Genomic DNA, 21,116 nt, shown 5'->3' with positions numbered 1-21,116 from the left:
AGGGAAGAGAGGGTCATCAGGATATTGCGCAAGTAAGAAAAGAAGATCGTGCCGTAATCGCGTAATAAAACGAGATCAGCAGAGTAGACGCAGGCGGGTGCTCTGGACAAGGGCGCCGATGTCGCTATCAAAGTCCCACTCACGACGGAGCGCTCCGGATGGGTTTGTCCACCTCGCAACAGGCGTCTTCGAGAGCGCAATCATTGGAGTTCGTTCTTTTGAACGGGATGCTTTCGGCAAGGCTGCGATCACCTCGGCGGTTGTCAGGATGGAGTGGGCGAAGGTTAGGCCGTTCCCCAAAGGGCATTCGAGGGACCCATAAAACGCACGCCGCCGCATAGCTGCGGCGGCGTGGGAGATATGTCATCAATGGCGGCCTCGGCGGGGTCCAGGCTCCCCTGGAAGGTCTCCTCGTCAGGCAGCGACGACTAAAGAGCCTGGCGAATAGCGGGAGAGCGCGAACTCGGCCTCGGCTGCAATGCGCTTCACCAATTCTCCGGCTCGTGGGATGTCCTGGATCAGTCCGATTGATTCCCCGACAGTTACGTTCGCCGTATCGTAGTCGCCTGCTTCCCAAGCGGTTTCGACTCTAGCGAGTTCTTCGTTTTTCATCGCTTCGAGTTCCGCCTCCCGTCCGTGCCATTTCTCGATGAATTCATTGCGGAGAAGGCGGCCGGTGTATCCGGATGGCCATTCTCGCCGTCGCACGATGTCGTAGACGCTCGTGCGAACGGTTTCGTCGCCCGAGGCAGCGACCACTTTAGCCTTTGCCTTCGGATGTATCAGGGCCTCCTGGGTCGCCCAGAACCGGCTACCCATCAGCACACCGTCTGCTCCTAGCATCAGCGCCGCGGCCAAGCCGCGTCCGTCCGAGATGCCACCAGCGGCGGCAACCATGACTTTGGGTGCGCGACTCGCAAGTGCATCAACGACCGTGGGTACGAACGGCATCGTCGATCTTGCAATCATTCCATGGCCACCTGCTTCCGTTCCTTGTGCAACGACCACGTCCGCGCCGACCTCGGCAGCTCGAAGGGCCTGATCCAAGTTGTGCACTTGGCAGATTAGGGGAACGCCGGCGTCCTTGATCCGTCGCGCGAACGGCGCGGGATCGGCAAAGGACAACATCATCGCGCGCGGGTGTTGTTCGAGGGCGACATCCAGGAGACCTGGATCTTTCGCCAGCGCCCATGTGATGAACCCCGCGCCGATATCCTTCCGTCGGACCTTGGCGGATTCACGCGTAAATTGCTCACGCTCCGCATATCCACCGCCTAGCAGGCCTAATGCGCCGGCTTCGGCTACGGCTTCGGCGAGCTCGGCGCCCGCTGCCGGCGTCATTGGAGCAAGGATGATCGGATGCTCGATGGCAAAGAACTCTGTAAGCCTTGTCTGGATGCTCATTTTTCTCTCTTTCGGAAATGACGGTGACCGCGCCGCGGGATGCGCAATCGTAGAAGGCGAATTGACAACGAAAAAGTGATAAGATTAGATGATCTTCATCTGAATTGGAGATGACCGAGATGGATAGCACCGATTTGGTTTTCTTTTCAGCGGTGGCGGTGGCTGGTGGGATAGGGCGGGCTGCATCCGAGCTGAACACGGTGCAGTCCAACGTAACCTCCCACATCCGGGCCCTGGAAACGAAACTCGGCGTTCGGCTTTTCTACCGCTCCAAGAAGGGTGTCGTATTGACGTCCGTCGGCAACACGCTCTTGCCGTACGCTACAAGAATTGCGGATCTTCTGACTGAGGCACGGAAGGCCGTTACCGAAGCCGGGCCGCGGGGTGATCTCAGAATAGGATCGATGGAAACCACAGCAGCCTTGCGCTTGCCGCCGATTTTGAGGAGTTACGCTGCCCAATATTCGGACGTTGATATTAAGATCGAGACCGGTCCCACTTCTGCATTGATTGACCTGGTTCTGGCGCGGAAGCTCGATGGTGCGTTCGTGTGTGGCCCCCTTGTCCATGAGGATATTGTCTCGATCCCGATCGTGGAGGAAGAACTCGTTCTCGTAACGCCGCCTTCAGTTCAAACGCGCCTTCAGCTCAAGCAATATCTATCGCAAACGGCCGGGCGAAAGGTCATCGTATTCCGCGCCGGATGTTCGTATCGCCGCCGGATCCAGGATCTTCTTGCTCAGCATGGAACTGTCGATATCAGGTGGATGGAGATGGGGACGCTGGACGGCATCATCGGTTGCGTTGCAGCGTCACTTGGAATTTCGCTTCTTCCCAGGGCCGTCATCAAATCCTTTGCCGAGGCGGGCCAGGTAAGCGCGCACGCCCTTCGCGGCGAATCCGGAAAGGCCATGACGGTTTTCATCCACCGTCGCGATGCATTCGTATCGTCCGCGCTGCACTGCTTCATGGAACGAGCGTTGCAACTATCTGCATCGCCAGGAGGCGGGACAGCCTCGCTAAGAAAAGCAAGCAAAGCTTGATCGGGGCGGGCGCGAATCCTTAGCTGTCCACCCCGGACACGCGAGCATCCGCGCTGGATAGCGACCAGCCGCGTCCTGCAAATTCCTTTCATCGCCGGGCACGCTAATCATGCCTCACCGCGAATCGCCGCGTTGCGAATCCTCCGGCCGCGTTGACTTGTGCTTCGCAGGCACGCGCCGGCATCTACGAGCGCCATTCTTCCGTCTACAGGAAGAGTGACTTCCTAACGGCAGACATTTTGGCCTTCGTGTCTTGGTGTTACGTTGCAGTTGTTGGCTTCACCGATGCAGGTCGTTCACACACGAAGGATCAGCTGGTCGAACATTTCAAGGAACGCGGCCTACCTCTTCCTCCGTTTCTTATGGAAATGCCCGCACATGGTGAGGGCGTGGACGAATGGACGAATTGATGTCAGCTCAGGTGGAAGACGCGTTGTTTGTTCTGAGCATCGGGCTTGGTATTATCTGCTCGTTGTTCGTGATCGTGATGCTGCTCTGCACATAATCATCACGAAGCAGGTCGCGTGATGTGGGGAAATCCCGACTCGACATTGACGGGCGTCATGGGGACTCACATCGTCGTTGACGATCCACATGGCAATTGCGTCCCGTCCCCGCCCGCACAGCTGATCGACGTCCGCACCAGTGATTTGATTGTGAAGCGCGAACCTATTCGTCGCAATGTCGCATCAAGGTGAAACATCTTCACACGGTTTGCGTCCGTGATCCTGAATGTTGTGCGGGCCTTGATGCGTGGTGGTTACGCGTCCGGGGACGAAGAGGAGAACGCGCAGCATGATTGAGATGGGCCCACAGGTGGCGATCCAGCCTATGCTACCACCAGCGGTGCGCTCTATGGCGGAAATAACCTAGCACCGATCCATCTAGCGAGGGCCGTCGGCGGAAGCATTTTGGCCGGCTTTATCTCGGCTGTTGCATTCGCCACCATCCTGGCAGTTGCATCCGGATTGGTTATAGCGGGTGCCTCGTCGGCCACTAGTGATCTCGTCGCCGGCCTGGTCGGCAACTCAACGAGGGCATGAGACTTCACGTCTCGCGAATCGCTGCGATGGCGTTGGGCCTGCTCGGAATAATGCTTGCACTCGCGTTCGAAGGACAAAATGTCGCCTAATTCCTTGCGCTCGCCACGGCCATCGCAGTCAGCTCGAACTTTCCCCAGTTGGTATTGGCTATTTACTGGGACGGGCTCACGACACGTGGCGCGATCGTCGGAGGCGCGTTCGGCCTGATTTCTTCCGTTGCTTTGACTGCGACGGGGTCAACAATTTGGTCCAAAGTGTTGAACTTGGGTCCTGCGATTTTTACGACTCGCCGGCACTCTTCACGGTCCCCCTCACGCTCGCCGTCTGCTGGGTAGTTTCTAGGTCGAAGAGCGAAACCAAGTCTGGCGAGTCGTCTAACGTCCACGGATACACGAACAAGTTCTTCCCCAGCCTGCAGCCGTTAGCTCCGCGCTTCGCTGGAGCTTGGAACGCCCTCCTCAAGTCACATTCATCTCGCCCTGGCAAGCGGCGCCCCATCCGATTGGACCAGCATTCATCCGCGTTGCGAAAGAGTGTCTCCCGGCCGGCGGCTATTGTCGGTGGACCTGACCGCGTCTACGCCGGCCTACATGGGTAGCGGGTAAACAGACGCAATCCCGAGGAGCGGAATGACGGGGTGCCGATGGCCGAAGACAAAGTTATCATCGTAACCGGCGCGTCGCAGGGCATCGGCGCCGAGGTGGTCAAGGAATTTCGCAGGAAGGGCTATCGCGTCGTTGCCACGTCACGATCGATAAAGCCTTCGGGGGATCCGGACGTGCTTACAATAATCGGTGACATCGCCGATCCGAAAACCGCGGACCTGGTCGTCGCAGAAGCCGTTGCCAAGTTTGGCCGGATCGACACGCTCGTGAACAACGCCGGTGTTTTCGTTGCAAGGCCTTTCACCGACTACTCGGCCGAAGATTACAACCGGGTGCTTGGTACTAACCTCGCGGGTTTCTTCTATCTCACTCAGCGGGCGATCGAGCATATGCTGAAGCGAGGCAGTGGCCACGTTGTCAACATCACGGCTAGTCTCGCCGACCAACCCAGTTCGAAGCTACCCGCTGTTCTTGCAGCCTTGACAAAGGGCGGATTGAACTACGCGACCACCTCTCTTGCGATTGAATACGCATCGAGAGGTATTCGGGTGAATGCGGTCGCCCCGGGAGTTATCAAGACACCGATGCATCCCGAAGAGAGACACGCGTTGCTCGCCACACTGCACCCGGTCGGCAGGATAGGGGACGTGTCGGACATTGCGGGAGCGATCATGTATCTCGAAACAGCTCCGTTCGTAACGGGGGAGATACTGCACGTAGACGGCGGGCGGAACGTAGGCTTCTGAACATTTCGCTGAATCCGGCTCGGACCATCCTGCGTTCAGGGCCTCCTTCGGCAAAGCTCGCTGCGGCGTAAAGGTTGAGATGTGTGCGTCTAACTAGCTGCTTTCCGCTTCGACAGTTTTTCGGCGCTGCGGGGGACCAAATTCGTCGATCTCCTGTGGTCATGTTTTCCGCAAGTCTTTAGTAGGAGTCGCACAAGTGGCGATGATGGTTCGGCAACCAATCAATTCGTATCGAGTGTCGCGGACGCGCTTCCAGCGGCTTCGATGCATGATAGTCTCGCCGCAAGGCACCGTAGGTTCCGCCACAGGCCGCTTTCCGCGCCGACGGTCATCTCGCTATAGCGGACCGAAATCACCCGGGCTTGCATTTTCTAGCCGATCGGTCTATGAAATCATCATGACGACTTCTCAGCCTATTCGCCGTCGGGGCCGCCCTCCAAAAGTCGGAGCGGGTTACAGCGCAACGCGTGATGCCTTGATGCGCGCCGGAGTGATCGCATTAACGGAAAAGGGCTTCTCTGCTACTGGTATCGAGGAGATACTCCAGAGCGTCGCGGTACCGAAGGGGTCATTCTACCATTACTTCGGATCCAAGGAGATCTTCGGCGCGGAGCTTATTCGCTCCTATGCAGAGTACTTCGCGCGCAGGCTGGATCGGTTCCTGCTTAACGGCAAGAGCCGTCCGCTGCAGCGTCTTCGGGATTTTACTGCCGAATCAAAGGCTGGAATGAAGCGATATTCCTTCACGCGCGGCTGTCTGGTCGGCAATTTGGGACAAGAGATGGGGGCTCTACCCGAGAACTACCGTCGGCAACTTACCGCGGTCTTCGAGGACTGGCAGAACCGTACAGCGACATGCTTGCGCGAAGCTCAAGAGCAGGGTGAGATTGCATCGCACTTGGACTGCGATCAGTTGGCCTCGTTTTTCTGGATCGGGTGGGAAGGTGCCGTGCTCCGTTCGAAACTCGAACGCAGCGTACTTCCTTTGACAATTTTTTCCGATGGGTTCTTCCAGATGCTTCGGAAGTAGTTTTTTTGCACGTTAGTAGACGATCGGTCTAATAAAAGGGAGCGGGAGGATGACTATAGTGACCAGGAAAGTCAGCTTGACGGTCAACGGCAAGGCAGTGTCAGCCGACGTTGAAGATAGGACGCTGCTGGTTCATCTCCTCCGAGATAACCTTGGGCTTACGGGTACCCACGTCGGGTGTGACACCAGCCAGTGCGGCGCATGCACCGTACACATTGACGGGCGCGCCGTAAAATCCTGCACCGTACTTGTCGGTCAGGCTGATGGCTCGAACGTCACAACCATCGAAGGGCTTGCCGGGCACAACGAACTTCATCCGATGCAGGCCGCGTTTCGGGACAACCATGGTTTGCAATGCGGGTATTGCACGCCCGGCATGATCATGGCTGCAGTGGATATGGTGCGTCGGCATGGCGGTAAGCTGGATGAAGCCACCGTGCGGCAGGAGCTTGAGGGCAACATCTGCCGCTGCACCGGATATCACAACATCGTCAAGTCAGTGCTCGACGCCGCCGGCCGCATGGAAATGGCAAGCGCCGCCGAATGATCGTCGGCGTCATACGCAACTTGAAGCTCAACCAATAGCCGGCGCGCCTCGTGAACGCTCAATGATTGGGCAGCCTCGCAAGCCGGCACGACAAGGAGAGACGCGATGAAAGCGGATGGAATCGGCGCACGGCTCGCACGAAAGGAAGACAAGCGCTTCATCACAGGCAAGGGCCGTTATGTCGACGACGTACGGGTGCATGGCATGACTTATGCGCACTTCGTTCGCAGCCCGCACGCGCACGCAAGGGTGAAAGGCATCGATATTTCCGAAGCAATGGGTCGGCCCGGTGTACTTGCCGTGCTCACTGGCCGGGAATTGGTCGATGACAAGATCGGCAACCTCATCTGCGGCTGGATGGTCCACTCAAAGGACGGTTCGCCAATGAAAATGGGAGCTTGGCCGGCAATGGCGCCGGAGACAGTGCGGTTCGTCGGCCAAGCGGTAGCCGTTGTAATCGGCGAGACGCGCAATCAGGCCCGTGACGGAGCGGAAGCCGTCATCGTCGACTATGAAGTGCTTCCTGCCGCTGCAGACATCAAGGCGGCGATCGCGCCGGGAGCGCCACAGCTCCATCCCGAAGCGGCGGGCAACGCCGTCTTCAATTGGTCGATCGGCGATGACAAGGCGGTTGACGCGGCGATGTCGAAGGCGGCCCACAAGGTCACGTTCGAACTTGAGAACAACCGTCTGATTCCCAATGCCATGGAGCCGCGTGCAGCGCTGGCCGAATACAACGAGGCAGAAGAGCACTTCACGCTTCACACGACCTCTCAGAACCCGCATGTCGCCCGCCTCGTGCTTTCGGCGTTCTACAACATCGCTCAGGAGCACAAACTGCGCGTAATCGCCCCGGATGTCGGCGGCGGCTTCGGCTCCAAAATCTTCATCTATCCGGAAGAAATGGTGGCTCTCTGGGCATCGAAGAAGGTTGGTCGGCCGGTTAAATGGACTTCGGACCGCACCGAGGCTTTTCTCACGGATGCGCATGGCCGCGACCACCTAACCAAGGCGACGATGGCCTTCGACGCGAATCACAAGATCTTGGCGCTGCGCGTCGACACACACGCCAATTTTGGCGCCTACATGTCACTCTTCTCATCCTCGGTGCCGACGTATCTTTACGCCACCCTTCTGTCTGGCCAGTACAACATCCCGAATATCTACGCGGAAGTAACGGGCGTCTACACCAACACCGCCCCGATCGATGCTTATCGCGGAGCAGGGCGGCCCGAGGCGAGCTATTTGCTAGAGCGTCTAATTGAAACTGCCGCACGCACGTTCAAGGTCGATCCGGCGGAACTGCGCCGAAAGAACTTCATCACCTCGTTCCCGCACCAGACACCGGTGATCATGGCATATGACATCGGCGATTTTAATGCCTCGCTCGATGCCGCGCTGAAGGAGATCGATTACGCCGGATTCCCTGCGCGCAAGGAGAAGGCGAAGAAGGAAGGCAAGCTCCGCGGTATCGGCTTCTCTTGCTACATCGAGGCCTGCGGCATCGCACCGTCAAAAGCGGTCGGCAGTCTTGGCGCTGGCGTCGGTCTGTGGGAGAGCGCGGAGGTCAGGGTCAATCCGGTTGGCACCATCGAAGTCCTCACGGGCTCGCACAGCCACGGCCAGGGCCACGAAACGACCTTCGCGCAGGTTGTCGCGGATCGCCTCGGTATCCCTGCCAACCAGATCCAGATCGTGCACGGCGACACCGACAAGGTGCAGTTCGGGATGGGAACCTATGGTTCGCGATCGGGTGCAGTAGGAATATCTGCGATCGTGAAAGCGATGGAGAAAGTCGAGGCCAAGGCAAAGAAGATCGCGGCACATCAGCTCGAGGCCTCGGAGAGCGACATCGTAATCGAGAACGGCACATTCAAGGTGACGGGTACCGACAGATTGATGCCGCTCGCGAGCGTGGCGTTGGCGGCTTACACGGGCCACAACCTGCCGGACGGTATGGAACCTGGCCTGAAGGAAGGCGCATTTTACGACCCTACCAACTTTACCTTTCCGTCAGGCACCTATGTTTGCGAAGTCGACGTGGACGCAGCCACGGGCAAAACCAGCTTCGTGGATTTCGTTGCCGTGGACGACTTCGGTCGCTTGATCAATCCCATGATCGTCGAGGGCCAGGTGCACGGTGGTCTTGTTCAGGGCATCGGTCAGGCGCTGCTTGAGAGGGCCGTATACGACAACAGTGGTCAGCTCGTCACCGCTTCCTACATGGACTACGCGATGCCGCGTGCAGAGGACGTTCCTTCGTTCAAGCTGCAGCACACAACGACACTGTGCCCAGGCAATCCGCTCGGAATCAAGGGATGCGGTGAAGCCGGTGCTATCGGCGCGCCCGCCGCGGTGATCAACGCCATCACCGATGCGATCGGCAACAACAGCCTCGAAATGCCGGCGACTCCAGATCGCGTGTGGCATGCAATCCAAAGCGGCCGCGCATGAAGTCCGTGCGTGGTTACGGTCAGACTGCCCCCCAGCACGAACACTTTTAAGGAGAGGTCATGTACGAGACCATTTATCATCGTCCATCGAGCATTGATGAGGCGGCCGCGCTCTTCGCGAAGAATGAAGATGGAAAGTATCTTGCCGGGGGGCATACGTTGATCCCCGTCATGAAATCGAGGCTGGCTGCGCCGTCGAACGTGATCGACATCGGCCGCATTCCGGCGTTGATCGGCATCGAAGCCGCCGGCGGCACACTTATGATCAAGGCTGCAACCACCTACTACGACATCATGAGCAGCACGCAGGTGAAGCAGTCGATACCCGCGATCGCCCGCCTCACCTCCATGCTCGGCGATCCGCAGGTGCGCGCACGCGGTACCATCGGGGGCTCGATCGCCAACAACGATCCTGCGGCGGACTTTCCGGCAGCCGTGCTGGCGCTCGGCGCCACAATCAGGACGAACAAGCGAGACATCGCTGCTGATGACTTCTTCAAGGGGATTTTCACCACCGCCCTGCAGGACGGCGAGTTGATCACGGCAGTGTTGTTCCCGCTTGCCGCCAAGGCCGGGTATTCGAAGTTCCGTCATCCCGCGTCTCGTTTTGCACTAACGGGCGTCTTCGTGGCGCAGTCCAAGGGTGGCGACGTCCGAGCTGTCGCCACCGGAGCATCGCAGAGCGGCGTGATGCGGGTCGGCGAGATCGAGAAGGCGCTAAAAGCAAATTGGTCCGCCGCAGCATTGGACAGCGTCAAAATCTCACCGGATGGCCTTCTCGAGGACATTCACGGCACAGCCGAGTACCGCGCCAACTTGGTCAAGGTAATGGCTCAGCGTGCAGTCGAATCTGCCGAATAGCGTACTCAGGTAGGGTAAAGAACCTGGCGTGGGACGAGAACACTTCGGAGCGAAATCATGCACGTCTCGAATTCTGAATCTCTCAAGAAAGGTCCACTCGAAGGGATCACGGTGCTCGACTTTTCCCGCGTGCTCGCCGGTCCGTATTGCACGATGGTTCTCGCAGATCTCGGCGCCCGGGTCATAAAAGTCGAAAAATTCGGCACTGGGGATGATACGCGCGCATTCGGTCCCTTTGTTGACGGCGAATCCGCATACTTCCTGTGCTTCAATAGGGGCAAGGAAAGTATCGTCCTCGACATTAAATCTCCCCGCGACAGGGATCTTCTAGAGCAGCTCCTCGACGAAGTGGATGTGCTTGTGGAGAATTTCCGACCGGGAGTCATGGATCGCTTGGGATACGGCGCGGACCGCCTCGCCAAAACGCACCCCCATCTCGTTTATGCGTCGATTTCTGGATTCGGTCATACCGGTCCTTTCAGCGATTTACCCGGGTACGACATGGTCGTCCAGGCGATGGGAGGAGTGATGAGCCTCACCGGATGGCCCGACGGTCCACCGGCGCGTGTCGGTACCAGTTTCGGCGACCTGGGTGCTGCGCTGTTTGCCACGATAGGCATCATTGCGTCACTCTACCGCCGTACCCAAAACGCTCAAGGAACGCGGGTTGATATCGGCATGCTCGATTGTCAAGCGGCCCTGATGGAGACTGCGCTCGCGAGGTTCGATGTCGAGGGTGTGGTGCCAACCCGCACGGGCGATAGTCACCCATCACTTGCGCCGTTCGAAAGTTTCGCCGCCAAGGACGGTCGGTTCATTATCGCGGCCGGTAACGACACGTTGTTCATGCTAATGGCCGACGCACTCGGTAGGCCGAAGCTCGCGCTCGATCCTCTATTCGTGAGCAATGATCTTCGCTGCAGAAACCGGCCGTCTCTGCTTGATGCCATCGAAGCGATCACGAAAACACAGCCCATGGACTATTGGATCGAACGGCTTAACGAGGCTGGCGTCCCGTGTTCGCCGATAAACACCATTGATAAACTGTTCGATCACCCGCAGCTCAAGGCCCGCAACATGATCATCAAGGTCAAAGGCGAGGGGGAGCGCACAATCCGAACTGCGGGTAGCCCGATCCGCATCGGAGGGTATCCTGAGAACGATGTCACGTCAGCGGCCTTGGCCCCAGGCCTGAACCAGCATCGAGAATCCATCCTGAGAAAATTGGTGACAGGCCGTGCGGGCTATTCGACGGCCTCCGTTGAGGAAGAACCGGTTGCCGGTTCTGACCTGTCGGATCCGATGCTCAGCGCTGCCGAGTGAACAAGACGAGAATGAAAAGAAGGAAACGGCAAATGACCAGCACCCTCGCATCCATTTCTGGCGGCGACGCAGCACTTCTTCCACCGGTCGAACCGGTGCTTCTTGCCAAGATGCCCGAGCCGCAGACCATCGTCGTCGAGCGTCGAGAGCGCGTCGGATTGATAACGCTAAACCGGCCCAAAAGTCTGAACGCTCTCAATAGTCAGTTGGCGGTCGAAGTGCTGACGACCTTGAAGTCCTTCGATACCGACGATCATATCGGCGCAATCGTCATAACGGGTAGTTCGCGGGCGTTCGCAGCCGGCGCAGATATTGCCGAGATGGCGGAGAAGTCGTTCGGAAGCTTCTACATGCGTGATTTTCTAGCGTCCTGGGACGACGTTAGCTCTATTTCGAAGCCGATCATCGCAGCGGTAAGCGGATTTGCCCTGGGGGGTGGTTGCGAACTGGCCCTGCTCTGTGACTTTATCATAGCCTCCGAAGATGCTCAGTTTGGTCAACCAGAGATCAAGCTCGGTATATTGCCCGGTATCGGGGGCTCGCAACGGCTGGCCCGCTCTGTCGGAAAAGCACTGGCGATGGATTTGGTGCTAACAGGCCGCACCATCGGGGCCGTCGAAGCCAAGGCTGCCGGAATGGTTGCGCGGGTAGTGCCAGGTCCGGATTTGCTGCAGACCGCCCTGGAAGCCGCCCATACGATTGCCGGCTACAACGCGCCGGCGGTCAAGATGGCCAAGGAAGCAGTGAACCGAGCGTTCGAGGGATCCCTTTCAGAGGGCCTGCGACATGAACGCCTCCTGTTCCAGGCGGCATTCGCCACGGAAGGCCAAAAGGAAGGCATGAATGCCTTCGTGAACAAGCGAGCTCCGGTTTTTCGGCACCGGTGACTACCATGCACAATGTTCGTCGCCATCGGGTGACACGGTCGCGGACGCAGACTTATGGAGAACGATGTGACTGTCACCGTGCTGAGCGATAGCAGTGACTACATAATTGTCGGGGCTGGAACTGCCGGGTGCATTCTGGCCAATAGGCTCTCGGAGAATCCTGCCAACCGCGTCTTGGTGCTCGAAGCGGGCGGCAATGACAACTGGATATGGTTTCACATTCCGGTAGGATACCTCTTTGCGATCGGCAATCCGAGGTCAGACTGGATGTTCAGGACCGAAGCGGAGCCGGGGCTCAATGGACGCTCCTTGAACTATCCGAGGGGTAAAGTGATCGGTGGCTCGTCCGCGATCAACGCAATGATTTCAATGCGTGGCCAGGCAGCTGATTATGACCATTGGCGGCAGCTTGGACTGCAGGGATGGAGCTGGAGGGACGTACTCCCGGCTTTCAGAGCGCTGGAAGATCACTTCCTCGGTGATAGCGAGCATCATGGAACGGGTGGCGGCTGGCGCATCGAGGCTCCCCGCCTTTCATGGAAGATACTCGACTCCGTCGGTGACGCGGCAGTCCAGATGGGCATCCCGAAAATCCCGGATTTCAATACAGGTGACAACGAAGGCGTCGGCTACTTTCACGTAAACCAAAAACGAGGCCGCCGATGGTCGTCCGCCCGTGGATTTCTAAAGCCTGCCATGAGGCGGCCCAACTTACACGTGGAGACCAAGGTGCTGGTGGATCGCCTCGTCATTGAGGACGGGCGGGCTGTTGGCGTGAGATACATCAAAGATGGAAAGTCGTTCGAAGCGCGGACGCGGGGCGAAGTGATTCTCAGCGCAGGCTCGATTGGATCGCCCGCCATTTTACAGCGTTCCGGCATCGGACCGGCCGATTGGCTAACGCCACTGGGAATAGAAGTCGTGTCAGACCGGCGCGGCGTGGGGCGCAATCTCCAAGATCATCTGCAGCAGCGAGCCATCTACAAGGTTCAGGGTGTCAAGACGCTCAACGAGACTTATTACTCGTTGCCCCGGCGGGGGCTAATGGCTGTCGACTATGCGTTGCGCAGGCGGGGCCCCCTGACCATGGCGCCCTCGCAGCTCGGGATATTTACCCGTTCGGATCCCGGACGTGAGCGCGCCAACATTCAATTTCATGCCCAACCGCTGTCGCTCGACAAATTCGGCGAACCGCTGCACCGCTTTCCGGCGGTTACTGTGAGCGCCTGCAATCTACGCCCATCATCGCGGGGGATCGTGCACCTACGATCCGCCGAGCCAGATCAAGCGCCTCTTATAGCGCCAAATTACCTTTCAACCGACGACGATCGCAAGGTGGCAGCCGACGCAATTCGGGTCACCCGCCGCTTGATGGCGCAAGCAGCCTTGGAGCCGTATCGACCGGATGAGTACCTGCCTGGAAAATCGGTCGGAGACGACGATACCTCGCTGGCCCGGGCCGCCGGGGAGATCGGGACGACGATATTCCACCCGGTGGGGACCGCCAAGATGGGATTGGCCAGCGATTCCTTGGCAGTCGTCGACGAGCGCCTGCGAGTCCATGGTATCGTCGGGCTGCGGGTGATCGACGCGTCCGTGATGCCGACCATAACGTCGGGGAATACGAACACTCCGACGGCCATGATCGCAGAAATGGGTTCGAGAATGCTGCTCGAGGATTCGCGGAGGTAAGCGGGGCGGCCTATCTTACCCCTGACACGCGTTGGTATGGCTTTTGCAAACCGGAATATGGAGTAGTCGGACTGACACTATCGACTAAAAGGGAGGATCACATGCAGATTTCCTTGGATATCAACCCGAATACGGGGGTCTCCTTGCAAGCCCAACTGATCGAGCAGATCAAAGCGTCGATCATGAGTGGGCGCTTCAGACCCGGCGAGCGGCTGCCTGGTACCCGTGCACTAAGCGAACAGATCGGTATCTCCAGGAACACCGTTCTTCTCTCTTACGAGAGCCTCCTCGCGCAAGGCTACGTGGAAACCAGGGAGGGGGCCGGAACATACGTCAGCCAAGTCTCGCCAGAGAAGCATCAGTTCGTAGGTGAGGCCAAGGTTAGCGGTTCGGCGAAACGCTCGGTCGCGCTACGCGCTCGGGTGATGACAGCACACGCCTCCGCCAGGTCCGAGATCGTGTCGCCAAGGTTCGATTTTGAGCTTGAAAGTAACGATCCCGATCTGTTTCCGCGCAATGTATGGCGACGCCTCACGACCCGTCACATGCAATCTTCTCACTTCAACCTGACGGACAACGGGGCGCCCAACGGATCACGTCATTTGCGCGAAGTCCTGTCCCGGTACCTAGCGGCATCTCGCGGCATCATGGCGAGCCCGGATCAGATCGTTATTGTTACGGGAATTCAACAGGCCCTTAACATCGTCGCGCGACTTTGCGTGCAGGATGGTACGCCTGTTGTGATGGAGGCGCCCGGATGCAGCTCAACGGCGGATTTGTTCAAGAGCTACGGCGGAAAGATCCATCCAGCGACGGTCGATCATGAGGGGCTCATTGTAGAATACTTGCCTCAAGTTGAGGGTGGGGTCGCCTTCGTTACACCTGCAAGACAGTTTCCGATGGGTGGAGCATTGCCGAATCATCGGCGGATTGCGCTCGTCGAATGGGCAGCCAAGTTTGGAGCATATGTTCTCGAAGCCGATTTCGACAGCGATTTTCGATACGAGGGGTCGCCTCAACCGGCCCTTCAAACATTGGATAAGAACGAACGTGTAATCTACGCGGGATCTTTCGCCACGTCGATCGGTCCTGGTCTGCGGATCGGCTACATGGTGCTGCCGCCGAACCTGGTGGACGCGGCTATACAGTCCGTATCCCTCCTAGACTACGGATTTCCCTGTTATGGTGTGCCGTGGCTCGATCAAGCAGTGCTGACCGATTTCATCGGAAGCGGAGGCTTCGACAACCATCTCCGATGTTTGCGTCGCGCATATCTGGAACGCCGGGACTGTCTCGCAGATCAACTTCGGCGACATTTCGGTCGGCCGGATCTTAGGGGCATGAACTCGGGGACGCATATCGTATGGCGGATCCCCGACGAGTTTCCCCATGCAGCGGAACTGCAGGAGAGAGCGCTCAGAAATCGAGTGGCAATCTACACCCTGAAAGACCGGACGATCGCGGATGCGGACTATCTGGATGATTGGGACAGGTACGTTCTACTCGGCTTTGCCTCCATGAAGCCCGCGGCCATCGGCCCTGCCGTGCAGTTGATCGCAGAAAGTTGTGGGTGAGGCGAGCGCGGGTGCGATCACCCGATGGCAGAACCGGCACCATCACTAAGCTGGTGACCGGTTCTCGGCTAGTCCGGCAGCTTGCGGTATCTGAAGTCCCGCTCCGGGGTCTCCTGCTTCATGGAGACCGCAAGCTCGGTAAGGCCCGCATCGATGTATTCGATCGTCCTTTGCAGCTTGCCGATTGTCGCCGGAGACGAGCTGCATACGGAGTTCAAAGGTGACCGCCAATCAGATCTCGGACTACAAAGCTATCGGCCAAACCGTTCAGCACTACCTGGATGGAGCCAAGAACGGGAAAGGCGCGCTGATGAAGCCTGCCTTTCACAAGGATGCGGCGATTTACGGCTACGTCGGTCCTGATCTCTGGGCGGGACCGATCCAGACCCTGTTTGACTGGACCGACAAAACAGGCCCAGCACCTGACATCGTGGGCAAGGTCGTCACCATCGACATCGCTGGAACGATCGCCTCCGTGCGTGTGGAGTCGGACAACTGGGCCGGGTATCGGTTCTCGGACTTCTTCACCGTTCTAAAGGTCGACGGCGAGTGGAAGATCATCAATAAGGTTTTCCATCTCCACGCCTAATCTGGCCCGCCATTGTTTCCTCCCTCGGGCGACTGGCCAGTACTTGCGCTGGATCTGACGGGTATCCCGGATGGTCCAGCGTCTTTTTGTCCATCTGTTCCGAGTGCGTTGCGTTGTAATTTCTCAGCGACCAGCAGCTCGTAACATATCTTCGATTTTCGTAAATTTCTCTCGGGGCTTTCCCAGGGCCTCGCCGCGGACCCGTTCTGCCGCGTCGATGTTGCGCCATTTGTCGAACGAGATCGAATTCGTGGCATGATCTACGATCTGTGACTTGAGGCCGTCGAAGCCGGGTTTGGGCCCGAAATAAAAAGACGGTCTATCCTCGAGCAACCGTTGAACCGTAGCAAGACTGTCGGCCCGGTTCGTGCCAATGATTCCGGTGGGCCCTCGTTTGATCCAACCAGTCACGTAAACCGGGAGTTCACTTTCCCCGTTGAACTGAACTCGTCCCTCCATGTGCGGAATGGTTTTTGACTGATTGTCAAACGGCACGCCTGGTAGAGGCGAGCCTTGGTATCCGATGCTCCGAATGACCAATCCAGCGGGAATTTTGACTTTTGGCGCTGTTGAAGATGCACTCATCGAACAGCGCGTGCGCAAGAAACGCACTGCTTCCACTCGGTCCGATCCGCAAATCTCAACAGGCTTCATGTTGAAACCGATCAGGCAACGCCGGCCGGATCCGCGGCGGGTAGTCAACGTGGAGCGTAGGATCTCGATGTTTTTGGCGGGGGTCGATCCGCGGGTCAGGCCATCGTTGTGATGGTCGGCAAGATCAGTCGGGTCGACTGACACCGTGCAATTGTCCAGCTCAGTCAGTTCGCGAAGCTCCTTTGGACTGAACTTAGCCTGGGATGGATCACGACGTCCGATTAGATGAACCTCTCTAACGCGGCTTTGGGACAGTGCTTCCAAGGCATGCTGGGCGATGTCCGTGTGGCGGAGATCATCCACCGGCTTCAGCAGTATTCGACAGACGTCGATTGCCACGTTGCCGTGGCCGATGACTACGGCAGCTTCATGCGAAAAGTCGAAATGCAAGTCGCGAAAATCGGGATGGCCGTTGTACCAGCCGACGAATGCAGTGGCGCCATGAACCCCTGGTAGGTGTTCGGCCGGTATCCCGAGCTTGCGGTCGCTTGCCGCCCCAACGGCGATGATGGCGGAATGGTAGCATCGCAATAAGTCGGTTATCTCGATCTGCTTGCCGATTTCGACGTTGCCAAAAAACGAGAAGCGGGTATCTGCTGCAATGCTTTCGTACGTGGCGACTATCGATTTCAACTTCGGATGATCGGGAGCTACTCCGTGGCGGACGAGACCAAATGGCGTTGGGAGGCGTTCGAACATATCGACTTCGACGTCGATCCCCGCAGTAAGAAGCGCCTCGGTGGCATAAAAGCCGCTTGGACCACTGCCAACGATCGCCACGCGCATTGGATAGTTCATGATTGCGGTCCTTGTCCCGGTAGTGTGTCTTTCAATTCCCCAGGACTGCCCGTCTGGCCTCCGCACCTGGCAAAGGTGTCTGTTTAGAGCGGATCACGGGCGTCTCTGCCGCGCGCACTGCGTTGGTTTCAATCCAGCTCATTTGGCTATCTTCCAAGTCGTTGCTTTCGACGATAGCTCCGACCGGACAAGCTGGGATGCATGCGCCGCAATCAACGCAGGCCACCGGGTCGATATAGACGCGACGTTCGTCGCCGTGAAAGCATGCGACGGGACATACTGTGACGCAGTCCGTGAAGCGGCATTCATCGCAATTTTGGGTTACGATATGGGGCACGGCGTTGGCCTTCTGTTCGAAGCGGTGCTCAGCCGCCAGTTACGGACATAATCCGCCCGATCTGATCGGGCTTTTCCAGGAACTCATGACGCTCCGGCTTGAGAGCCATCGCGTCTGCGAGTGCCGTCAGGAGCTGCGCATCTGACGCGCCGCCCCGCAAGAGCGGTGCGAATTCAAATTTCTCATTCTGTCCGAGACAGAGATACATCGTGCCATTGACGGCAAGACGCACGCGATTGCAGGTCGCACAGAAGTGCTCGGAGATTGGGGTTATAAATCCTATGCGAACTCTACCGTCCTTCGACGCAAGGTAGCGTGCGGGTCCGCCGCCCTCGATTCGCGATTCGACCAGTCCGTGCTTTTGTTTGAGCCGCTCGCGGACGGGCTGGAGATCGAGATGGCTCGCATTTCGTCCCGTCACGCCCATTGGCATGGCTTCGATAAGCCTCAGCACGAAGCCGTGCCCGGCGCAGAACTCTACCATGTCGTCGATCTCGCTGTCGTTTTGCCCCTTTAGCGCGACCATGTTGATCTTGATCGGATGGAAGCCGGCTTTCTTTGCTGCCAGCAATCCATCTAGAACCTGGCGAAAGACGTCACGCCCGTTCAGGGCTTCGTTCCGTTCGGCCTTCAAGGTGTCCAAGCTGACGTTGATTCGCGAGACGCCGGCATCCCGCAATTCTGCAGCCAATGCGGCGAGCCTGGTACCGTTTGTGCTCAGCGAGATGTCGGTAATCTCATCGATCTGAGCGAGGCGCCGGACCAAGGATGGTAAGTTCCGGCGTAGCAGCGGTTCGCCGCCGGTCAGACGGACGCGCCTCAGTCCGTTATGCGCCATCACCGAGACGAGTCGCGTAATCTCCTCGAAGGTAAGCCACGATGCGGGTTCGTTGAAGTTTCGGAAGCCCTTGGGGATGCAGTAGGTGCACCTCAGGTCGCACCGATCTGTCACAGAGATACGTAAGTACTCGATCGATCGGCCGAAATTGTCGGTGAGGAGTGGCTGTGCATTCGGAGAGGACTTGGCCAACAACATTGTTTTTCCCGCTCGCCGTCTCCGCGTGGACCGGCGTCCTTTGACACGATAATTCCGGCTCCGCCCGACAGCGTAAAGTACCGGTCCCCATTAAACTTCTGGAGCCAGCCGTACCGGCTCCAAAGGAATTGCGGCGACCGGTACTCGGACATAGGCGGTTTCCGGTATTCACTCCAAACAGGAAGAACCGTCAGATACCATTGGCGTGTTCCGCAACCCATTTGATCAGGATTGGCCATGACTGAGCAGACCCGGGATAAGCAAGTTTTCTTTGGCGGGTGCCCCCACGATTGTCCGGATACATGCGCGATGATCTACACGGTCGAGGAGGGGCGGCTCTCGAACGTCCGAGGCAATCCCGCTCATCCGATCACCCGGGGCGGTCTTTGCGTAAAATTGAACGACTTTGCGGATCATCACTACAATGCGGATCGGGTGCTCTACCCGCTTAAGCGGAACGGGCCCAAAGGAAGCCGCTCGTTCATTCGGATCAGTTGGGAAGAGGCTCTTGCGGAGATCAAGCGGCAATGGACCGGGATCATCGAGAGCGATGGGGCCGAAGCGATCATGCCTGTCAGCTATCTCGGCAATGAAGGACTCGTTCAGGGCCTTAATGTCGGAGATGCGTTCTTCAATCGCTTGGGAGCGACTGTTTGCGAGAGGACGTACTGCGCTTCCGGTTCCTTGACAGCCTGGTTTCTCACGGTGGGTCCGACGAACGGTCTCGATCCGGAAAGCTTTGCGCACTCAAAGTACATCATCATCTGGGGGTGCAATACGCTCAGTACCAACCTTCACCATTGGCCATTTGTCGTGGAAGCACGTCAAAAGGGCGCAAAGGTCGTGGTGATCGACCCCTACAAATCCCGAACGGCAAAGCAAGCCGACTGGCATATCGCTCCGAAGCCGGGAACGGACGGGGCGCTCGCGATGGCGATGATCCACACGATCATCAGCGAGGGGCTCGTCGACCAAGACTATGTCGACCGTTATGTGCTAGGGTATCCGGAATTAAAGGACCACGCCGTAGACTGTACCCCAGAGTGGGCAGAGAAGATCTGCGGCGTGCGCGCTGACGATATTCGCAAGCTGGCGCGGGAGTATGCCTCGAGCGCAAATGCGTCCATCCGCGTCGGTGTTGCGCTCGAACGTTCGGCCGGTGGAACGCAGGCCATTCGCGCGATCATCGCCATTCCGGCGCTTACCGGAGCCTGGCGTCAGGTCGCTGGCGGCATCTACCACGCTCCACTCTGGGAGTTTCCGGTTAATTTCGGAGAAATTTGCCGGCCGGATTGGATCAAGCCCGGAACCCGCGTCGTCAACATACTGAAGCTCGGCGAGGCGCTCACGGGTGAGGCAGCCCTGGATCCCCCGCTCAAATCCATCATGGTGTACAATACCAACCCTGTTACTCAAGCTATGGATGTCGACAAGATCGTCGCCGGTTTGCAGCGTACGGACCTCTTTACGGTCGTCGCGGATCATTTCGTCAGCGACACGGCCGCCTATGCCGACATCGTCTTGCCGGCAACGATGGCGGGAGAGCATGACGACCTCATGTTTTCATGGGGGCACTACTATCTGACTTTGAATCAGAAGGCGATCGAGGCGCCGGGAGAAGCGTGCTCCAATGCCGAGATCTTCCGCCGCCTGGCGGCGACGATGGGCTTTGATGACCCGCAATTCCGGTTCTCGGACAAAGAACTTGTCGAGAGGACGATAAACTGGGCCGCTCCGGAGGTAGATGGAATAACGCTCGATGTGCTTCGTGAGAAGGGCTTTGCGAAACTGAATTTGGGTGCGGCAGATACTCGGACGCCGCACGCGGAAGGCAACTTCAAGACGCCTTCTGGTAAGTGCGAAATCCTTCTGGTGGGAGCGACTGATTTCGTCGCGCCACCCTTCCGGCAACTGTATGAAGCAATGCAAGGCGGAACGCCGATTGAGCCTTTGCCCGGGTTTACCCGTCCTTACGAGAGCCCCGATTACGAACCCGAACTCGCCAAGCTGTATCCGCTTAATATCGTAGCACCGAAGAGTCACGCCTTCCTGAACGCCAACTATGCAAATGAAGCCAAGAAGCAGATCCTTCAAGGAGATCAGTTTCTCCTGATCAATCCGGCCGATGCCGGCGAGCGCATGATTCTACAGGGTGAGAAGGTTCGGGTTCATAACAGGACGGGTAGCTTCTTGGGAGTGGCCAAGGTTACGGACGACGTGCCGCCCGGAGTTGTTGTCGCGACAGTCGGATATTGGCGCACGCTGAATGAAACGGGAACCGTGAACAGCGTCTCGGCCGCCAGGTTCGGCGGCATGGGACGCTGTCCAACATTCTCGGACAACCTGGTGCAAGTCGAGAGGCTGGTCGTCGAGAACACCGGGTCGTCGAAAAGTCATAGACTAGTCGCCGCGGAATAGAGGGCACGTGGATTTCGACGCGTGGAAGGTGTGAGCCTTCCGGCACGTCATTGTTGCCCGTTCATTCCTGAAATTC

Annotated in this window: 16 protein-coding genes and 1 pseudogene; 13 read left to right on the top strand and 4 right to left on the bottom strand. The window is 58.0% G+C overall.

Annotated features, from left to right (window positions below; genetic code table 11):
• Positions 1–414 precede the first annotated feature (414 nt).
• Positions 415–1,404 carry an NAD(P)H-dependent flavin oxidoreductase gene (locus JQ597_RS04350; RefSeq protein ID WP_212263018.1) on the bottom strand — a complete coding sequence of 330 codons (990 nt, stop codon included), beginning with the start codon at positions 1,402–1,404 and terminating at the stop codon, positions 415–417.
• A 119-nt stretch (positions 1,405–1,523) separates the two neighbouring features.
• Here JQ597_RS04350 and JQ597_RS04345 point away from each other — a divergent pair, with 119 nt between their 5' ends.
• The 12 genes and pseudogenes from JQ597_RS04345 to JQ597_RS04290 all read left to right on the top strand — a co-directional run bounded on the left by JQ597_RS04345 (position 1,524) and on the right by JQ597_RS04290 (position 15,797).
• Positions 1,524–2,447: a LysR family transcriptional regulator gene (locus JQ597_RS04345; RefSeq protein WP_212263017.1), complete on the top strand. Its 924-nt coding sequence runs from the start codon at positions 1,524–1,526 to the stop codon at positions 2,445–2,447.
• 851 nt (positions 2,448–3,298) lie between these two features.
• A pseudogene (locus JQ597_RS38435) lies at positions 3,299–3,490 on the top strand (sodium:solute symporter family transporter); the annotation flags it as partial.
• Between the two features lie 643 nt (positions 3,491–4,133).
• Positions 4,134–4,841: an SDR family NAD(P)-dependent oxidoreductase gene (locus JQ597_RS04335; RefSeq protein ID WP_212263016.1), complete on the top strand. Its 708-nt coding sequence runs from the start codon at positions 4,134–4,136 to the stop codon at positions 4,839–4,841.
• Positions 4,842–5,238: 397 nt separating this feature from the next.
• Positions 5,239–5,871: an acrylate utilization transcriptional regulator AcuR gene (acuR, locus tag JQ597_RS04330; RefSeq protein ID WP_249135779.1), complete on the top strand. Its 633-nt coding sequence runs from the start codon at positions 5,239–5,241 to the stop codon at positions 5,869–5,871.
• 49 nt (positions 5,872–5,920) lie between these two features.
• On the top strand, positions 5,921–6,418 hold the full coding sequence (locus JQ597_RS04325; protein WP_212263015.1) for a (2Fe-2S)-binding protein: 498 nt from the start codon (positions 5,921–5,923) through the stop codon (positions 6,416–6,418).
• Positions 6,419–6,523: 105 nt separating this feature from the next.
• Positions 6,524–8,872, top strand: a complete 2,349-nt coding sequence (locus JQ597_RS04320) for a xanthine dehydrogenase family protein molybdopterin-binding subunit (protein ID WP_212263014.1) — start codon at positions 6,524–6,526, stop codon at positions 8,870–8,872.
• Positions 8,873–8,931: 59 nt separating this feature from the next.
• Positions 8,932–9,732, top strand: coding sequence for an FAD binding domain-containing protein (locus JQ597_RS04315; RefSeq protein WP_212263013.1), 801 nt, complete (start codon positions 8,932–8,934; stop codon positions 9,730–9,732).
• Between the two features lie 57 nt (positions 9,733–9,789).
• Positions 9,790–11,055, top strand: a complete 1,266-nt coding sequence (locus JQ597_RS04310) for a CaiB/BaiF CoA transferase family protein (protein WP_212263012.1) — start codon at positions 9,790–9,792, stop codon at positions 11,053–11,055.
• 110 nt (positions 11,056–11,165) lie between these two features.
• Entirely contained in the window at positions 11,166–11,942 is a 777-nt protein-coding gene (locus tag JQ597_RS04305) for an enoyl-CoA hydratase (RefSeq protein ID WP_212263236.1), read from the top strand.
• Between the two features lie 54 nt (positions 11,943–11,996).
• Positions 11,997–13,634 carry a GMC family oxidoreductase gene (locus JQ597_RS04300; protein WP_212263011.1) on the top strand — a complete coding sequence of 546 codons (1,638 nt, stop codon included), beginning with the start codon at positions 11,997–11,999 and terminating at the stop codon, positions 13,632–13,634.
• 101 nt (positions 13,635–13,735) lie between these two features.
• Positions 13,736–15,208: a MocR-like pyridoxine biosynthesis transcription factor PdxR gene (gene pdxR / locus JQ597_RS04295; protein ID WP_212263010.1), complete on the top strand. Its 1,473-nt coding sequence runs from the start codon at positions 13,736–13,738 to the stop codon at positions 15,206–15,208.
• Positions 15,209–15,428: 220 nt separating this feature from the next.
• Positions 15,429–15,797, top strand: coding sequence for a nuclear transport factor 2 family protein (locus JQ597_RS04290; RefSeq protein WP_212263009.1), 369 nt, complete (start codon positions 15,429–15,431; stop codon positions 15,795–15,797).
• Between the two features lie 123 nt (positions 15,798–15,920).
• On the opposite strand, the gene JQ597_RS04285 is transcribed toward JQ597_RS04290, so the two are convergent.
• Genes JQ597_RS04285 through moaA form a run of 3 tightly spaced genes read right to left on the bottom strand, consistent with a single transcriptional unit; the run spans position 15,921 to position 18,622 of the window.
• Complete coding sequence (locus JQ597_RS04285; RefSeq protein ID WP_212263008.1) at positions 15,921–17,249, bottom strand: ferredoxin--NADP reductase domain-containing protein; 1,329 nt, start codon at positions 17,247–17,249, stop codon at positions 15,921–15,923.
• Positions 17,250–17,280: 31 nt separating this feature from the next.
• Positions 17,281–17,586 carry a 4Fe-4S dicluster domain-containing protein gene (locus tag JQ597_RS04280; protein ID WP_212263007.1) on the bottom strand — a complete coding sequence of 102 codons (306 nt, stop codon included), beginning with the start codon at positions 17,584–17,586 and terminating at the stop codon, positions 17,281–17,283.
• Between the two features lie 28 nt (positions 17,587–17,614).
• Positions 17,615–18,622 carry a GTP 3',8-cyclase MoaA gene (moaA, locus tag JQ597_RS04275; protein WP_212263006.1) on the bottom strand — a complete coding sequence of 336 codons (1,008 nt, stop codon included), beginning with the start codon at positions 18,620–18,622 and terminating at the stop codon, positions 17,615–17,617.
• 237 nt (positions 18,623–18,859) lie between these two features.
• On the opposite strand from moaA, the gene JQ597_RS04270 reads away from it, so the two are divergent.
• The gene (locus tag JQ597_RS04270; protein ID WP_212263005.1) at positions 18,860–21,040 is read left to right on the top strand and encodes a molybdopterin-containing oxidoreductase family protein; all 2,181 of its coding nucleotides are present in this window, start codon (positions 18,860–18,862) and stop codon (positions 21,038–21,040) included.
• The last annotated feature ends 76 nt before the right edge of the window (positions 21,041–21,116 follow it).

It is taken from the genome of Bradyrhizobium sp. AUGA SZCCT0177, assembly GCF_018130125.1.
In the GTDB taxonomy this organism is placed as follows: Bacteria; Pseudomonadota; Alphaproteobacteria; order Rhizobiales; family Xanthobacteraceae; genus Bradyrhizobium.
The sequence above is the reverse complement of the archived record's forward strand: the minus strand, read 5'-3'. Positions and strand labels throughout refer to the sequence as shown.

What these genes read in the sequence shown, in the direction of transcription:
- JQ597_RS04325 (WP_212263015.1), top strand. Translation starts at nt 5,921, where the DNA reads ATGACTATAGTGACCAGGAAAGTCAGCTTGACGGTCAACGGCAAGGCA.
- JQ597_RS04305 (WP_212263236.1), top strand. Translation starts at nt 11,166, where the DNA reads ATGCCCGAGCCGCAGACCATCGTCGTCGAGCGTCGAGAGCGCGTCGGA.
- JQ597_RS04320 (WP_212263014.1), top strand. Translation starts at nt 6,524, where the DNA reads ATGAAAGCGGATGGAATCGGCGCACGGCTCGCACGAAAGGAAGACAAG.
- pdxR (WP_212263010.1), top strand. Translation starts at nt 13,736, where the DNA reads ATGCAGATTTCCTTGGATATCAACCCGAATACGGGGGTCTCCTTGCAA.
- JQ597_RS04335 (WP_212263016.1), top strand. Translation starts at nt 4,134, where the DNA reads ATGGCCGAAGACAAAGTTATCATCGTAACCGGCGCGTCGCAGGGCATC.
- acuR (WP_249135779.1), top strand. Translation starts at nt 5,239, where the DNA reads ATGACGACTTCTCAGCCTATTCGCCGTCGGGGCCGCCCTCCAAAAGTC.
- JQ597_RS04300 (WP_212263011.1), top strand. Translation starts at nt 11,997, where the DNA reads ATGGAGAACGATGTGACTGTCACCGTGCTGAGCGATAGCAGTGACTAC.
- JQ597_RS04285 (WP_212263008.1), bottom strand. Translation starts at nt 17,249, where the DNA reads ATGAACTATCCAATGCGCGTGGCGATCGTTGGCAGTGGTCCAAGCGGC.
- JQ597_RS04310 (WP_212263012.1), top strand. Translation starts at nt 9,790, where the DNA reads ATGCACGTCTCGAATTCTGAATCTCTCAAGAAAGGTCCACTCGAAGGG.
- JQ597_RS04270 (WP_212263005.1), top strand. Translation starts at nt 18,860, where the DNA reads ATGACTGAGCAGACCCGGGATAAGCAAGTTTTCTTTGGCGGGTGCCCC.
- JQ597_RS04350 (WP_212263018.1), bottom strand. Translation starts at nt 1,404, where the DNA reads ATGAGCATCCAGACAAGGCTTACAGAGTTCTTTGCCATCGAGCATCCG.
- moaA (WP_212263006.1), bottom strand. Translation starts at nt 18,622, where the DNA reads ATGTTGTTGGCCAAGTCCTCTCCGAATGCACAGCCACTCCTCACCGAC.
- JQ597_RS04315 (WP_212263013.1), top strand. Translation starts at nt 8,932, where the DNA reads ATGTACGAGACCATTTATCATCGTCCATCGAGCATTGATGAGGCGGCC.
- JQ597_RS04345 (WP_212263017.1), top strand. Translation starts at nt 1,524, where the DNA reads ATGGATAGCACCGATTTGGTTTTCTTTTCAGCGGTGGCGGTGGCTGGT.